This is a genomic window from Flavobacterium turcicum (assembly GCF_011365745.1).
Taxonomy (GTDB): Bacteria; Bacteroidota; Bacteroidia; order Flavobacteriales; family Flavobacteriaceae; genus Flavobacterium; species Flavobacterium turcicum.
Genome location: NZ_JAAOBY010000007.1, coordinates 63,373 through 78,935 on the forward strand (window position 1 = coordinate 63,373; position 15,563 = coordinate 78,935).

The window sequence follows — 15,563 nt, forward strand, 5'->3', positions numbered from 1 at the left end:
AATTATGAGAAAACGGTCGTGGTCATCCTTTTACGGCAGTATAGCTGCGGAGCACAGATAAGAGCATAGCGATACCTTGCTCGGTAAAAGCATAAGGCAGATAACGCCTTCCCGCATAATTCAAACTTGAGTTCACAAATTGTGACCTCAAGTTTATAGTATCAAATTCATCTTGGGTCAACTGGAAACGGAAGTTTTCAGGAAAGCGGTCTATATTCCGCTTTACAGCCTGATTAAAGACTTTAGTTTCTACCTGATAAATTAGATTTTTCAAATTCAAAGGAGCTTTCCCCTTTCTCATTCAATACAATATAGGCCTCGAATTTCTTTCCAGCTTTACTTTTCATTCCTCTTATAAGAGAAGTTTTGCCAGTATTGACAAGACTTTCTATATCAGTTATGCTTAAATGCACACCACATACATTTCGGAACTGTACCCAGTTGCAGACCTCATCAGAACATTTAACAATTTTATCTCTAATAATCAGTTGCTGCTTTTTGCATTTAGGACAAACAAGGCTAGGTAGGTTTTCTTGTACAATAGCCGTTTGCAGCAATTCATTGGTAATAGACGTGGCATAGATTTCCATTTCTTTTTGAAAAACTTCCGCATTACTTTCGTTGTTTTCAATTTTCTGCAAAGCTAGCTCCCACTCTGCGGTCATTGCTACATCGGCAATTTTCTTGTCTTTGACCAGTTCATAGACTTGCAATCCTTTATCGGTAGGTAACAGGGATTTATTTCCCCTTTGGATATAGTTACGGCTAAACAGGGTTTCAATAATGGAGGCTCTTGTGGCTGGTGTACCAATACCTACGTTTTGCATTGCTTTGCGTCCCTCTTCATTTTCAATCTCCTTTCCTGCCGTTTCCATAGCTGATAAAAGTCCGGCCTCAGTATAAAGCACAGGTGGTCTGGTTTTTTTTTCCAAAACCGAAGCATCTTTGATTTTGAGTTCATCACCTTTTTTCAGTTCGGGTAATTCCTGCACAGGTCCAGTATCATTATCGGAAAAACTGCCTTTGATGGAACGCCAACCTGGTTCCAATATCTTGCAGCCTCTTAAGGCAAAATCATAATGCAGCGCCTGTAAAGTAATATCGGTTATCTCTTTTGTACAGGCTTGTGAAATTGCTTCCAGTAGTCGAAAGGCAATCATATTGTAAACAGCATTTTCCTTGGCCTGTAATGCTGATGGGATTTTGTCCGTAATCAGCAGACCATGATGATCGGTAACACGAAGGTCATTTACGATACGTTTATTGAAATGCCCCCATTTCACTTTGGTTACTGCTTGCTTGAAGGCTCCCATATCCTGTAAAGCCCTTATCAGATTTGGAATCTCTGCCCACATATCTTCAGGAATATATTTACTCCCAGTACGTGGGTAAGTAATAAATTTCTTTTCATACAGGCTTTGGGCAATGTTCAAGGTTTCTTCAGCCGTCAGATTCAACTTTTTATTGGCTTCTTTTTGCAAGCCAGTCAGATCAAACAGCAAAGGCGGTTGTTCCGTCACGCTTTTGGTTTCTACAGTGGTAACCGTAACTGTATTGCCATTTCTTTCGATGGACTTTAATATATTTTCCACAAGCTTTTTATCTTGCCATTTGTTTTTGGAAAGGCTTTTAAAATCTATGAACTCTTTTGTATGGGACACCTGTATTTGCCAGTATTGCTGCACCGAAAAATTTCTATTTTCCAGATAACGTCTGCATATTAAAGCAAGTGTAGGTGTCTGCACTCTACCAAGTGAATAGATACCATTTCCTACAGCAATACTTAATGCCTGAGAAGCGTTGATGCCCAAAAGCCAATCAGCTCGGCTCCTGCCCTGCGCTGCCTGATATAATCCGTCAAAATCGCTACCAGGTTTTAAGTTGTCTAAACCCTGCCTGATTGCCTTTTCGGTCAGCGAATTAATCCAAAGACGATCAAAGGGTTTGTTGCTTTTGAGGTATTCATAGATATAGCGGAATATCAGTTCACCCTCACGCCCGGCATCGGTTGCGACAATTATCTTTTCACTACGATCAATGAGATGTTCAATTACATTTAACTGCTTTAACGCTCCTGCATCTGCTGTATAGATTTTCTCTTTTTTGACTTTTCGGACGGTCAATAAAAAAGGATCGGGAAGTATCGGCAGGGACGATTTCTGAAACCCGGAAATGCCGTAATCTTCCGGCATACCCAATCCTACCAAATGTCCAAAAGCCCACGTAACATAATAGCCGTTGCCCAGTAGGTAGCCATCTTTCTTTTCGGTGGCTCCTAACAGGGCTGCTATTTCACGGGCTACGCTTGGTTTTTCTGCAATCACTACTTTCATGTGTTTATTTTTACAGTTTTTTATTTGTCACATGGAATGCAAAAGGCATTTCATGACACATTACATTTTACGTCCTTTAGATTTGGCCGGCGCTTTGTCTGCTTCCTGTTCCTCCATCTGTTCCTTGCTATCGGGACTTTTTTGTCCTGATTTTAAAGGCTCTTTGATATTCTTGGTAGCATCATTGGTTTTGCCTTCAGAATTGACTGCCGTTTGTGTTTTATGAGCTTCAGTAGGTTTTGCCTCTTCTTTGATTTTGTTCGGGTTTTGAAAAGAAAAATCTGTTTTGTTTGTCTCTTTGTTGAAAGTGATGTAACCTTTGTATTCTTTACCTTTCTTATCCACCAATCCACTCACATAGACAGTCTGACCGTCTTTGAACTTTTGATATTGCTCATTATCCAGTTCTTTTCCTCTAAAAGTTTTCGGAGTTTCCTTCGACTGGCTTTGCTCATTGTTTTGCAATTGCTTATTGGTATTATTTCTGTCAAACAAGAACTCTACAAAACGTTTGTCGGCATTGAATTGTACTTCTGCATCAAACGAAGTCCCTTTTTTGGAAGTCATACCCTCTATATGAAGCGGCTTACCCTCCATTAAGGTTTGCTTTTGTACATCATCAAGTTTCACGCCTTTGATCTCATCAGGGATTTTGATTTTGTCTGTTCGCAGAGCAACAAGCTCATTAGTCAGCCTATCCACGCTGACAATAGAGGGTATGGTCTCATTCGTTTTAGGATTGGTCAGATTGACCACACGCCCCATATTGCCTGTTTTAAGTAGATTTTCTTTATCTTCTTTAGAGAACTCATGACCGAAAAAAGCAAAATTCAGGATAGGTTCTTTACGGATACCGTGAATGGCAACCACAACCACTCCTTCATCATTTTGTTGCAGAGACAGCCTTGCATCCATTCGGGTAACGGCAGTGCCTAGATTAAGGCTTACAGGCACAAGCTCATTTGTTTTAAACCCTCTCAATAATGGGTCAAGGAGGTTCATCTTTTCAAGTTTTTCTTTGTTCAGCCCAAGATTGTTCATTGTTTGCCAATCGATCTGTTCTGGTTTGTAGCGGTATTCGCTTGTTTCTGATGTTGTCTGTGTTGTTGTCATACTATTTTTATTTTCTTGTTTATTATTGCTTTTATCGGGTTCTGCTTTCACTTCGTGCTGCTTCATCAGCTGTTCCCCTTCGGGAGTTGGTCTATCCATCTGTTTTTGCATTTCATTTGTCATATCAATAGCGACAGGTTCAGGAACTTTGAAAAAGGAAAAATTAGTTGGGTTCTTTAACTGGCTGACGAAGTTGGAAAAGAAATTGGAAAAGAAATCACCCTGCTTATCCACACGCATAAACTGATTCTGATTTTTTTTATTAGTATCTACGGTTTCGAGTTTGCCATTATTATCAATGCCCTTTACAGCCTGAATTTTATTTTTCTCTTTGTCCAGTAACAATAATATCTCTGATAATTGTTCAGGAGACTCATGTATATCTAACGTTTGTTTGCTCATAATCTGAATATTTTCTATTTCAATATTGAAAGTAAAGAAGCTGCCACTGTTTCTCTTTGATTGGCTTTAATTGACATCATTTGTCAGCCGTTGACTTTTACTTTGGACATGGGAGCGGTAAAGCTTTCTCTGATGAACTGGTGCACATCTGAGAGCTTATAATAAATTTTTCCACTAATAGTATAATAGGGTAACTTACCGGAAGAGCGGTAACGCTGCAAGGATCGTGGGCTTATCTTCAGTATTTGTAAAATATCCTGATTGTCCAACAGCTCTTCTCCATCAATAATCGCATGTTGATTTTTAGTCCCACTTGCCAATTCCATAAGGATGTCAAATCGCTCCATTATTCGCTCCATCCAAGCCATAAATTCTATTCTGTCGATATTCATAATCAAAAATTTAGGTTCAATACGCAGTATGTAGCAATTCTTCCAGATAGAGGTACTGTTTAAAATGCTTTTACAAAATTCAGTTGCTTTTGTTAGATTTTATCCCAATGGCTTTCGTAGTACTGAAAAACTTTAACATTTAAAATTCTTAAAGCCTTGGTTTTACTGGAAAATAATTCTCCATAAAATGATGATTTCTTATTCGATTTAAAATATTCTCTTTTTAGGCTCCAATTATTTGAGTGATCTTGTCATAAAAAATGAGTGCAACCATGATTTCTGTTTTAGATTAGTACTGTTTAGTATGTTTTTATAAAATTCAGCAGCTTTTATTGGATTTTATCCCCATGGCTTTCGTAGTACGAAAAAAATAAAAACCTTAATTTTTCTGGTATTGTTCTTTGATTGATTCTGGCATAAAAAAAAGCAGTATATCCTTTTAAATCAGGATTTACTGCTTGTGGGCATAGTGGTTAAGGCTTTATTCTTGGTCTTCTCTGTACATTTTTTGCTGTAGGTTTAGCGTTAATTCCTCCAGAAATTTTGTCTTACTGCTTTTACGTGCTTTAATTTCAGTATAGGTTTTATAGATGTTATCTAGTTTGATGTTGAAAAAATCTTCAAAGGATGTCGTTATCGTATTAATATCTGCCGCACCATGATTGATTGTTCCATTAGAAAACAAGGCGTAGATTAATTCTGTCAAAGCTGTTTTTGGCCCTGTCCATACCAATACTTTATGCTTTTTTTCTTCAAAAATATCAGAATCATCCACTTTTAGTCTTTTTAGTGCTTGTCGGATGTAATGAATAAATCGATACATCGCCTTTACTTTTGCCCAGAGCATGTCTTGCGATGTTGAAAATTCCGGAAATTGGTAATAATCAGTCATAGGTGTAAAGGGAAAATTATCGCGATGGTTTCGAGTAAAGAATTGATGATCCAGATAACTGTATCCTTGTTCCATATAATGCACAAAATCGGCATTTCTGTAAAAGAACTTATTAATTTTCCGCAATTCTTTTTGGAGGAATTCGACTTTATAAGTGTTACCCGCTTTTGGCATTCTTAGCTCGCAGGAACGCACTTCTGTAAAATAGATCAATAAACTCATAGGAACGGGTTTGATATTTTTGAAAAAATCGATCTCCTCCGGAACGGTGTTGAAATCATTTTTATCAACTATCTCTTTTAAGTTCGTTAATGTTTTATTACACAATACAATTCCATTACAAGCCTTATTTTGCATTGTATCGTTTGCCTCTAAAATTTCATTGCAGACAGCATTAAATGATTCGATCGCTTTTTCAAACATCTTTTTAAATATTAGTTGTCAATATCTATCGTCATTTTGCAATTGATTTGTAATCATTTTGCAAAGTATTCATAAGTTCCATTGCGTAATTATCTCTTGTCTGAACATAGGCTACTTTTGGAATTATCCTAGCTCCTAATTTTCTTTTTTCAAATGAGGCTGACACTCCAAAATCTATCTTTTGAAGTTGCAAATCATTAGCTCTTTTTATGGTTTGAAATAACAATTGCCTGTACAGTTGGTATTCTTTCGCCCATTTATAATCCATACCTATTAATTCCGGTACATAGGTATGATTGTCATTTTTGTAGCAAAACATAACTCCTACAAATGGATTTTCAGGCTCTACTTTCAGGGCTAATACTATAAATTCCCAGTTGGGACTTTCATTCATGTTTTCGAAAATTTCTTGGGTGTATCGGAATGTATTGATAGCGCAATTATTGTCTTTTACATTGTTGTAAAGTTGATATGCTCTTGATATTTCTGATTTGCTCAATTTATCTTTTATTGCAACATCATAGTACTTCTCATAAGGTTCTATATCTTTATTGAAATGTTTACGGGAACGCAACGATAATGTTTTTGTAAACTCTTCGTGTGAATGCCAAACTTGGTTTTCAATTACACAGGATTCCGGCATGTCTATTTTGAAATAACCTTGATCTACTATTGTTTTGTTGTAGCTGTTTTCTTTTTCGAAATCTCTTAAAACTAGCATGTCTGCATTTAATTCATTGTATTTTTCTTCCAGCTTATCCAATAATAGTTTCAATGCTTTTTCTGCAAAAGGATGTTCCTGATTGATATAGCAGTGTTCTCCTTCGGTAAATAGAGAGCCCATACCCAATACTCTTGAGGTCAGGTATAAAGGATTAGTCTTTCTTATTTCTTCCAAATGGATGGAAACCGATTCAGTAGCCAGCATGTCGTCTTTCCAAAGACCATAGGTAACAAAGGTCATTAATACTATGATACCTTTGTTGTCTTTAATGGTATAATAGTAAAAATCCCATTGGTTGGTTGGGTCTGGATGCTGACTAAATGTTTTTTCTAAATAAACCAGTCCATCCCAATCGAAAATATTTTGTTTTCCCATGTATTGATTCCATTCTGATTTTTCAATATCTTGAATGGTATTTTTTTCTTCGATAAAAAGCTCCTGCTCTTTTAATTCTGAAATGTTTTCTGCTTTTTTATTGTCCATTCCAAAAGCCTGTCTGATTTTGATTTCACTATTATTTGTATCTTCCAAAGTTTTAGGAAAATGATATTCCATCGCTTCAGCTAAGGCTGTAATATCCTCTAGCTGGTTGTGGCTCGATAATGTTATTCTGATTCCTGTGTTCTTTATTGGAACTGCAGGATAAATTCCCAAGTTCAGAAAATATCCTTCTTTAAATAGGCTATGCACAAACTTATAAGCTGTTGCAGGCGTACCCATACCCAAAAAGAACACTGGCGAATCATTTTTTGAAATTATGGGGAGGTTTCCGTTTGATAATAACTGGTTAAAATAATCGATTTTATCAGCTAGGCCTTTTTGTTTCAATTCTATTTCAGGAGATAAATGAATGTCTGCCGAAGCGATTGCTGCTGCTACAGATGCAGGTTCTAACTGAGCGGAAAAGGTTAATGGTCCGCCAAAATTTTTGATTTTATCTCTTAGTTTCTGATTCCTGCAAAATACCGTCGCACCACTGGCTCCAAAAGTTTTGCTTAGTGTACTCACCACAATACAATTTTCGGGAAGTTCTTTTATTGCATCAAAAATAAAACCAGTTCCATTTTTACCTCGCCAACTCATACCATGAACATCGTCAAAATAGAGATTAAGCTGAGGATATTTTTGAGTTAAAGCCAATAATTCTGGGATAGGTGCATAATCACCAAACATGGAATATACTCCATCAGCCATATACCAGATTTTATTGCATTTGGTAATTAATTGTTTGATTTTATCTTCTAACATATCCAAATTGCTATGTCTGATCATTTCTACTGGAATTCCCCGTAGCTTTAAAAGCTGACACGCATTTTGTACACTCCAATGTACTTGATGATCCATTATTACGGCATCTTCATCTCTTAACAATGTCGGAATAACAGCTAAATGTCCTAATGTACTGTTCTTTGTTATAATTGGTGGTATGCCATACATTAATTCTATTTTTTGCTCTAGTTCACTGTAAAGCGGATGTGAAATATATGACTTAGAAAGTGGGAATTGTGTACCATAATTGTTTATGGCTGCTATTGCAGCCTGTTTCAACCGAATGTCTTGTTCGAGTCCCAAGTAGCCAGTTGTACCAAAATGAAACATTTCTTTTCCTTTAATTTTGATTGTTCTACCTGTCAATATTTTGTCTTCAGCATAGAGATGTAGTACTCCTTCTTTTTTTGCTCCTGATAAAACCTCATCGACTGTGTCTATGAAATTATTGTGCTTAATTTTTGCCATTTTTAAATTGTTTAGGTTGTTTTAAAAATTAGATATCTAAAATTCATCATAAAAATTGAAAGTTATTTCATCTAATACCTCAATACTCCCAATATAACAAGTCAAAGTCCCGAATTGACAACTAAAACATCCAAATTGCAACAAATAATCCCAAATTGGCAAGTGACTTATTAATAGATGTTTATATTTTTGTTAAATTAGAAAAATTAAATCCATAAAACATGATTGCAGCACATGATTTTTATGAGAATGATTTTGCCAGGTTTTGGATCTCTGGGGGCATTCTCTTTTTTGAATACAAACCTAACACTACTATTGATTTAAGAGTAGCCCAGTGCGTTGTAACCGATAGAATTCATTTTCAAAACGAATGCACTTATCCTATTTTATGTGATATTAGAGGTGTTGTTGCTACTGAGAAAGCTGGAAGAGATCATTTAGCACAGTCGGGCTCTATTTTGACGCAAGCAGTAGCACTTATTGTACATGAAAAACTTTCCTTGATTATTAGTACTTTTTATGTAGAGATTAGTAAGCCCTCTGTACCTACTCAAATTTTCACGAAAGAAGATGACGCTTTAATTTATCTAAAAGGGTTTGTTTAGCGTTTAATTTAAGAAAAAAGAATTAAAAGTTGAATCTTATGAATAAAACATACAACGAAGAGCGTATTGTTACAATTCATCAAATGTTATTTGAGATGGCACGTGGCAATTTCAACACTCGCATTCCTTTAAGTTCAAATGATGAAGAATTGGAAACGATAGTTGTTTTAATTAATATGGTAGCGGAAGAAATGAAGGAGTCGGTTTTTCAAATTGGTTACATTAATACACATAAGACCTTTCAAGTTACAGCTCGAAGTACATTTGTTTTAGATTTCTCTTTTTTAATCAAGAGCTTTACTCCTGAAGTTACTTCCTTTTTGGGTCATTCCGAATCTGAGTTGATAAACCTATCTTTGGCGGACATTATTACTACAGTTTCTTTTGAACAACTTCAAGAAGTACTTGATGCAAATAGTACTTTGCCTATAACTATTACATTAGATTTTACACCTAAAGAACATTTACCTATTTCGATTGCCAGTAACATTGTAAGGTTGGTTAATCGTTCGGAAATTATAATAAATCTGGTTACTCCTGCACGTCAAGATACTTATAGTCCTTTACTGTATGGGAATGAAAACGAGAAACATAATAAAACTCGAAAGGCAGATGCATTATTGATTCAAAAACTTTATGATTATATTTTAGCACACCTTGAAGAACCCCTTCCCTCCTTAAAGGTACTTTCTTCTAAATTTGGTACTAATGAACATAAATTAAAAGATGGTTTTCGCCATTTTTTTAAGACTAGTATTTATCAGTTTTATAATCAAGAGCGACTCAAAAGAGCTTTCTTTATGATTGAACATACTGGAATACCGTTAAAAAACATTTCTGTCATGAATGGTTTTAATAATTATCCCAATTTCTCAAAATCTTTTAAAAAACAATTTGGTTTTTCTCCGAACGAATTAAAGCGAAATGAAGTTGATTTTATTTTGGTAGACGAGGATTAAATTTATCCCTTTTAGATATCTCTTACTCCCAAAAAGACAAGTGTTGTTATTTTATAATTCAGAATTTTGCTTTTAAATATAAAGCAATATGAAACTGAATATTAAATTACAAAATGTATTTTTAGAAATGGTGTGCTTCCTGTATATCGTTTTATTTACTTATGCTGCGATCAGTAAACTAATTGATTTTGAAAACTTTCAAACACAATTAGGCCAGTCTCCACTTTTAAGTGCTTATGCTGCTTCTATCTCGTTTCTTGTAATTTTTGCGGAATTGGGACTAGTAGTTGCTTTATCTCTGCGAGTAAGTCGAATAAAGGCCCTTTATTTATCAGTGGGCTTAATGACTGTTTTTACTACATATATTATTTTGAATTTTAGTTCGTTTATTCCATGCTCTTGTGGTGGAATTTTAGAAAAGTTAGGATGGACTGAACACTTGATTTTCAACCTTTTTTTCATTTTCATAGGTAGTTGCAGTCTGTTGCTTCATCAATATGATAAAAAAGGGATTATCTCACTGTTATTAATAGTAGTATCAAGTGTGCTTTTCGTTGTTTTTTTATTTCTATCATCAGAGGATACTATGCAGAAGCAAAATCCATTTATTCGTCGATTTACTCCTAACGTTGTATCAAGAACTCTAACAAAAAATTTAAATAATTATGGATTTTACTTTGCCGGCCACTCTAAAGGAAAGATCTATTTAGGAAACACCATTTCTCCATTAACTATCATTGAGTTTAACAGCACATTGCAACATAAAAAACAATATTCTATTCAACTTATTCCGGATACTTTACCTTTTAGAGCCGTTAAAACAAAAATTGTGGGTGCTCATTTTTTTCTTTATGATGGTTCTATTCCTATCATTTATCGGGGTTTAGTTTCAGATTGGAAAGCTACCATTTGGGTTACCAAAAAACCTTACTTTACTACATTACAACCAATTGATTCTACTCTTTGTGTATTTAGAGGGCAACAATTAGGTACTTACGAAAATATATTGGGTACCATAGCTTTAGATGATTCTTTAAAAATTAGAAAGCAAAAGCACTTATTGCAAAAACAAATAGACGGTATTTTTGACACGGACGGAACCCTGACTTACAGTGAGGGTTTAAAGAAAATCGTTTACACGTATTTTTATCGAAATCAATTTATTGTAGCCGATACAGCTTTACAACTTGTCCATCGCGTTACGACTATTGATACCACTACCAAAGCTAAATTAAAAGTAGTCAGAGTCAAAAAATCAGGGGATAGTAAACTTGCAGCTCCGCCTTATACTGTTAATTTAAGAAGTGCTGCCTTTGATCAACTTTTGTTTAATCAATCAGGGCTTCGTGGTCGTTATGAAAGTAAAAAAAATTGGAACTATGCTTCTATAATTGATGTTTATGATATTACGAAAAAAATCTATCTATTCAGTTTCTACATCTACCACGAAAATAAAATGAAAATGAGTGATTTATTGATAACTGAAAAGGCCTTGTATGCAATAGTAGGACATCAAATTGTAAAATATACTTTTGGAGCCCCAATTTTAACGCAACTAAAAAAATAAAATTAAAGATATACTGGCCAGTATCAGGGGTAAGATCGAAAACCTGTAGAAAAGAGTAGATCGAAATAATAATTATTAATTTTTTTATTATGAAAACAGATTTTTTAAAATTGATGGTGCTTCCAATGGTAGCATTCTCATTGGCTAGTGCTGCTGCTGTAACCACTAGTACGGCTACAGAAAGCCAAACGGCTACTGCAATTATTAATGGTTATATCCATTCACCACTCCCTTCCAGTTGTAAACTGGTAAACGTAGATTGCGATGTTACTGGAAATGCTTTTTGTATGAGTGGTTCTTCACAAGTATACGATAAAGATAGTGAAACGAACTGTGCTACGCCGCTTTTTAGAACTGTTAATCCGTAGATTAACGAATAAGTGCAGTTTATTCAAACTGCACTTATTTTTTTATTCCTTTAAATATTGGTCAAACCAATCGGTAATTCGTTTTGTAAGGTCCATTTTATTCTCCTTGATTACAATTACATGCTGGTCTTTTGGGTATACTAATAATACATTCTTTTTCTTGGCTCTCCTCAATGCATTATAAAAAAGTAAACTCTGTTCGTAGGGTAAATTAGTCTCCATTTTACCCACCCAAGACAGTAATGGTGTAGTAACATTATCTGCATAAAGTATTGGTGAATTTTTTAGGTACAACTCTTTGTCTTCATAAATAGATTTTCCTATTCTCCATTGTTGCGATTCACTTCTCCATAATTCTGGAATATTGAGACTTTTTGAGTTACTAAAATACCAACTTACCATGTCTGAAATTGCTGCACCCGATACTGCTGCTGCAAAAATATTCGATTTTGTAATGATGTAATTTGTTTCATAACCTCCGAAAGAATGCCCTATTAAGCCAATATGTTTTGAGTCAATCATTCCTGTTTTTACAACTGCATTGTTTGCAGCAACAACACAATCCAGTGCACTATTTCCGGTTTCTCCTTCATAATATTTCACATCAGGCATTAGTACAAAATAATTCTGTTGCACAAAATGTTTCACATTAAAACCGGTATCGTTGTATAAAGTCGGAATGCAATATTCGTGCAATGAGTTAGTGATTTGCGAGTAAACATTGATTATCATCGGATATTTTTTGCCTACTTCATAATTTACCGGATAATATAATAATCCTTGCAGTTTGTCTCCTTTTGAATTCGAAAATGAAATTAGTTCTACCTTTCCTTGATTGAAATTTTTATCATGGCTATTGCTTTCAAACAGAACTTTATTTACACCATTTTTAAAAGATACAATTCTTGGAGACTGATTGTGTGATTGTTCTCGATAGACATAGACTTCATTATTGGCTCTACGCAATTCATCTGATTTTGTATCATTATTTGCTACTGGAATTAAAATATTGGATGTCGAAACTAATTTGAATTGTTGTGCTTTGGTGGTTGCATTTCTTGATGAAACGATTAAATCATTATCTGAATTAATTTCAGTAAGAGCCCAACCGTTGTAATTATCATTTCCTACTTGCTTGATGTTCGAACCATCTACAGTGAAGTAAGTACCGCTTTCTCGTCCGTTTGTAATGCGTTTTAGTTTATTTGCTTTGATATTAAATTTAAAAATATCAAACTCATCTTGTACCAAAAGGTATTCTCCATCATCACTCCATCCTTTCATTCCAAAAACATGTGGTCTTGTTATATACTTTAAATCATTTGAAACCCATTCGGAACCTTTAGGTGGCATAATTGACACTGTAGATTGTGTTTTTATATTGTACAGCCACCAATTTTTATCTTTAAAATAGCATATGTACGCTCCATTTGGAGAAAAAGACAATAAGTAATTTTCACCAGGTTGCTTTTCTAAAAATAGCTTTTTGGTACCATCAGCCAGATTGTACAAGAAATAGTCAACCTCACCATAGCGTTTAAAATGAGGTGCATATGCAGTGGGATTGTAAAGTAATGCAACTGATTTACTGCCGTTAACCTGTACAAAAGGGAGTTCTTTACTTGTAATCGCATTCCAGCGCTTTTCTTCAATAAACCAAACCGATAAAGTGGAGTATCCCTCAAGATTTTCCCTACTTGCTTTTGGATAAATCCATAAATCTTCTGTATCCCAAACCTCGACATCTTCTTTTTTTGGTGTTGCCTCTTCTTTGAGTTTCGCGATTCCAAAAAATACTCTTTTACCATCACTTGAAATTTTGAAAGATTTTTTGGCAACAATTTCATGCTTTTCTGGAAAATTTAAGAATGATTTTGGTTCAAAGGTTTGAATACTGTTATCTTGGGTTTTGTAGAAGTTCAGTTTTGTGTATTTCCCGTTAATGCCCTCTTCGAGCCAAAAAACACCTTTTCCATATTCTGCTAATATCAGACCAGATAATTTGTTTTGCGTTGTGTGATATTCTGTTTTTTGGTTTGTCCTAAGATTTATTGTTCCGAAATTACTTTTCCCTTCATGGCTAGTGTGATAAAACAGGATATTGTTAGGCTGATCCAATTGGTATTCCGTTACATTTGGAACACGGATGATTTCTTTGTTTTTTATTGTTCTCATGATTAATTGCCCATCATTGGAATAGCTCACAATAATTTTCCCACTATTTGCAAATTCAAAAGCAGCACTATTCGCTATAACATAACTTTCACTACTTTCTAAGTTGGTTACTATTACTTTATCTCCTTGAAAGGCACCAAATGCAATTTCACCGCCAAATTTGCCCTGTGTTCCTAGTGGAAAGCTAAATCCAATATTTTTCTGCGTATGTTTTACGAAGAGTGTATCTGAACCATTGCTGTACTGCATATCAAATGATATCCAGTTTCCCTTTTGGGAAATAGCTCTGTTTTCTAATTTGCCCCACCTTTCATACTCTACTTCAGCAATATTCTTTTTGGAATGATCCTGCCCGTAAATAGAGCAGGATATTACTATGCAAAATGATAGAATTGTTTTTTTACAAGAATAACTGAAAGCGGTAGTACTATTTTTTTTAAATAGTTTCATAACTTTAATAACCTGTGTTTTGTGGTTGTAAATTTGGATTTGCATTCAATTCTAGCTCAGGGATAGGCCACAAAATATCGGAACTGTTCCAGCCTGGTTTTGAAACAGATAGTACTTCATCGACTGATCCAGTGCGCTTTAAATCAAAAAAGCGATGGCCGTGTTCCGTAAAAAATTCAAATCTTCGTTGTTTTTGAATTTCAGATAAAATTTCAGTTGCAATAGTTGAGGTAATTATTGGTAAACCAGCGGTCGTTCTTATCTTATTTAAATCCTCTTTTGCGCCTGTTAAATCGCCTAGTTTTGCTCTTGCCTCGGCTCTAATCAAATATTGTTCTGCTAAGCGCAACACAATAGAATATTCCTGCGAACTTGTAGTTGCGGTGCGCAGTTTGTATTTATTGGGATGATTCCATGTATTTAGTCCGGTGGTAACTGACTTTGTCCAATTCACTTTGCGTTGGTCGCCTGTTTCAAATGCATTCATAAAATCGGTACGAAGCGCACAAACTGGTGGCGGTCCTGATACGAAAATAAAAGTTGTACCTTCATTACTGTTTCGTACCGCAGTTGCTGATGCTAATTGCCAAATAGTAGTTTTACTATTTCTTAGAAAAATCTTGTTTAAATCCGTTTCCCAAGCATAAAGCGGACTATTGATAACAGTAGTTGCTTCATTTGCTGCTTCTGTATTTTTATTCATGTATAAATATACTCTGGCCAGCATGGCTTTGGCCACCATTTTATTGGGTTTTGCACGATCCGAAGAACTATAATTTTCAGGCAATCTTGAACTGGCGCTTTCTAAATCCTTCGCGATTGCTGCATATACTTGATCCGCAGAACTGCGCGTAACTTTTCTATTAATTTCATAATTAGTTCCTGTTATATATGGGATGCTACCATAAATTTGTAACAGATAAAAATGCACTAGAGCACGAACAAATAGTGCTTCACCCGACACTCTGTTTTTAACTACAATAGGCAACCCAGTCGAATTTTCAACACCTTGAATAACTGAATTTGCGTTATATATTTGACTATAGCTTGAAGTCCAAAGTGACGCCACAGTAGCATTGTCAGCCGTAAGCGCATTGTTGTAAATAGGTAGGGCAATTGTAGAGTTCGTATAATCTTGTAATTCATCAGCGTACAATCCCATTCTGACAGATGCACCAGTAGGTAACCCAGATAGGATGCCGCCGTCACGAAGTTGTGCATAGATTTGTGCCATTGCTGCATTTGCTGTCAATTCACTTTCAAACACTGTAGTTCCTGTAAGCTGAGAATTAGGCAATGGAACCTCCACAAAATCACTACAGGAACTTGAAGACAGTATCAGTGCCAAAACCAAAAGAATGCGATACACCTGAAATGGCTTTGTTAGTACCATTATAAATTGTAAATTTTTCATATTACTATT

At 35.2% G+C, this 15,563-nt stretch carries 12 protein-coding genes; 4 read left to right on the top strand and 8 right to left on the bottom strand.

Annotation, left to right across the window (positions count from 1 at the left end):
- Positions 1 to 22 precede the first annotated feature (22 nt).
- From G9Q29_RS12125 to G9Q29_RS12150, 6 genes are all read right to left on the bottom strand, one after another.
- Positions 23 to 301 carry an ORF6N domain-containing protein gene (locus G9Q29_RS12125; protein ID WP_317164745.1) on the bottom strand — a complete coding sequence of 93 codons (279 nt, stop codon included), beginning with the start codon at positions 299 to 301 and terminating at the stop codon, positions 23 to 25.
- On the bottom strand, positions 243 to 2,333 hold the full coding sequence (locus G9Q29_RS12130; RefSeq protein WP_166137753.1) for a type IA DNA topoisomerase: 2,091 nt from the start codon (positions 2,331 to 2,333) through the stop codon (positions 243 to 245). The genes G9Q29_RS12125 and G9Q29_RS12130 overlap by 59 nt, the downstream gene beginning before the upstream one ends.
- A gap of 60 nt (positions 2,334 to 2,393) precedes the next feature.
- Positions 2,394 to 3,848, bottom strand: coding sequence for a DUF3945 domain-containing protein (locus tag G9Q29_RS12135; protein ID WP_166137757.1), 1,455 nt, complete (start codon positions 3,846 to 3,848; stop codon positions 2,394 to 2,396).
- A gap of 83 nt (positions 3,849 to 3,931) precedes the next feature.
- Positions 3,932 to 4,240 (bottom strand): helix-turn-helix domain-containing protein, encoded by a 309-nt coding sequence (locus G9Q29_RS12140; protein WP_072944053.1) that lies wholly within the window; start codon positions 4,238 to 4,240, stop codon positions 3,932 to 3,934.
- Positions 4,241 to 4,721: 481 nt separating this feature from the next.
- A complete protein-coding gene (locus G9Q29_RS12145; protein WP_166137760.1) occupies positions 4,722 to 5,555 on the bottom strand; it encodes an RteC domain-containing protein in 834 nt (277 codons plus the stop codon).
- Between the two features lie 31 nt (positions 5,556 to 5,586).
- Positions 5,587 to 8,016 (bottom strand): aminotransferase class I/II-fold pyridoxal phosphate-dependent enzyme, encoded by a 2,430-nt coding sequence (locus G9Q29_RS12150; protein ID WP_166137763.1) that lies wholly within the window; start codon positions 8,014 to 8,016, stop codon positions 5,587 to 5,589.
- A 221-nt stretch (positions 8,017 to 8,237) separates the two neighbouring features.
- Here G9Q29_RS12150 and G9Q29_RS12155 point away from each other — a divergent pair, with 221 nt between their 5' ends.
- From G9Q29_RS12155 to G9Q29_RS12170, 4 genes are all read left to right on the top strand, one after another.
- Complete coding sequence (locus tag G9Q29_RS12155) at positions 8,238 to 8,621, top strand: DUF7793 family protein (RefSeq protein WP_131910610.1); 384 nt, start codon at positions 8,238 to 8,240, stop codon at positions 8,619 to 8,621.
- A gap of 38 nt (positions 8,622 to 8,659) precedes the next feature.
- A complete protein-coding gene (locus G9Q29_RS12160) occupies positions 8,660 to 9,580 on the top strand; it encodes an AraC family transcriptional regulator (protein ID WP_166137766.1) in 921 nt (306 codons plus the stop codon).
- A gap of 88 nt (positions 9,581 to 9,668) precedes the next feature.
- Entirely contained in the window at positions 9,669 to 11,147 is a 1,479-nt protein-coding gene (locus tag G9Q29_RS12165; RefSeq protein ID WP_166137769.1) for a MauE/DoxX family redox-associated membrane protein, read from the top strand.
- A gap of 89 nt (positions 11,148 to 11,236) precedes the next feature.
- Positions 11,237 to 11,515 carry a DUF6520 family protein gene (locus tag G9Q29_RS12170; protein WP_131910607.1) on the top strand — a complete coding sequence of 93 codons (279 nt, stop codon included), beginning with the start codon at positions 11,237 to 11,239 and terminating at the stop codon, positions 11,513 to 11,515.
- A 42-nt stretch (positions 11,516 to 11,557) separates the two neighbouring features.
- Here G9Q29_RS12170 and G9Q29_RS12175 read toward each other — a convergent pair whose 3' ends face one another.
- Together G9Q29_RS12175 and G9Q29_RS12180 are read right to left on the bottom strand one after the other, a co-directional pair.
- On the bottom strand, positions 11,558 to 14,140 hold the full coding sequence (locus tag G9Q29_RS12175; protein ID WP_166137772.1) for a S9 family peptidase: 2,583 nt from the start codon (positions 14,138 to 14,140) through the stop codon (positions 11,558 to 11,560).
- Positions 14,141 to 14,144: 4 nt separating this feature from the next.
- On the bottom strand, positions 14,145 to 15,554 hold the full coding sequence (locus G9Q29_RS12180) for a RagB/SusD family nutrient uptake outer membrane protein (RefSeq protein WP_225872935.1): 1,410 nt from the start codon (positions 15,552 to 15,554) through the stop codon (positions 14,145 to 14,147).
- Positions 15,555 to 15,563: the final 9 nt, after the last annotated feature.

Coding starts and splice junctions, on each gene's coding strand:
- G9Q29_RS12125 (WP_317164745.1), bottom strand. CDS start 301: ATGAGAAAGGGGAAAGCTCCTTTGAATTTGAAAAATCTAATTTATCAG.
- G9Q29_RS12130 (WP_166137753.1), bottom strand. CDS start 2,333: ATGAAAGTAGTGATTGCAGAAAAACCAAGCGTAGCCCGTGAAATAGCA.
- G9Q29_RS12135 (WP_166137757.1), bottom strand. CDS start 3,848: ATGAGCAAACAAACGTTAGATATACATGAGTCTCCTGAACAATTATCA.
- G9Q29_RS12140 (WP_072944053.1), bottom strand. CDS start 4,240: ATGAATATCGACAGAATAGAATTTATGGCTTGGATGGAGCGAATAATG.
- G9Q29_RS12145 (WP_166137760.1), bottom strand. CDS start 5,555: ATGTTTGAAAAAGCGATCGAATCATTTAATGCTGTCTGCAATGAAATT.
- G9Q29_RS12150 (WP_166137763.1), bottom strand. CDS start 8,016: ATGGCAAAAATTAAGCACAATAATTTCATAGACACAGTCGATGAGGTT.
- G9Q29_RS12155 (WP_131910610.1), top strand. CDS start 8,238: ATGATTGCAGCACATGATTTTTATGAGAATGATTTTGCCAGGTTTTGG.
- G9Q29_RS12160 (WP_166137766.1), top strand. CDS start 8,660: ATGAATAAAACATACAACGAAGAGCGTATTGTTACAATTCATCAAATG.
- G9Q29_RS12165 (WP_166137769.1), top strand. CDS start 9,669: ATGAAACTGAATATTAAATTACAAAATGTATTTTTAGAAATGGTGTGC.
- G9Q29_RS12170 (WP_131910607.1), top strand. CDS start 11,237: ATGAAAACAGATTTTTTAAAATTGATGGTGCTTCCAATGGTAGCATTC.
- G9Q29_RS12175 (WP_166137772.1), bottom strand. CDS start 14,140: ATGAAACTATTTAAAAAAAATAGTACTACCGCTTTCAGTTATTCTTGT.
- G9Q29_RS12180 (WP_225872935.1), bottom strand. CDS start 15,554: ATGAAAAATTTACAATTTATAATGGTACTAACAAAGCCATTTCAGGTG.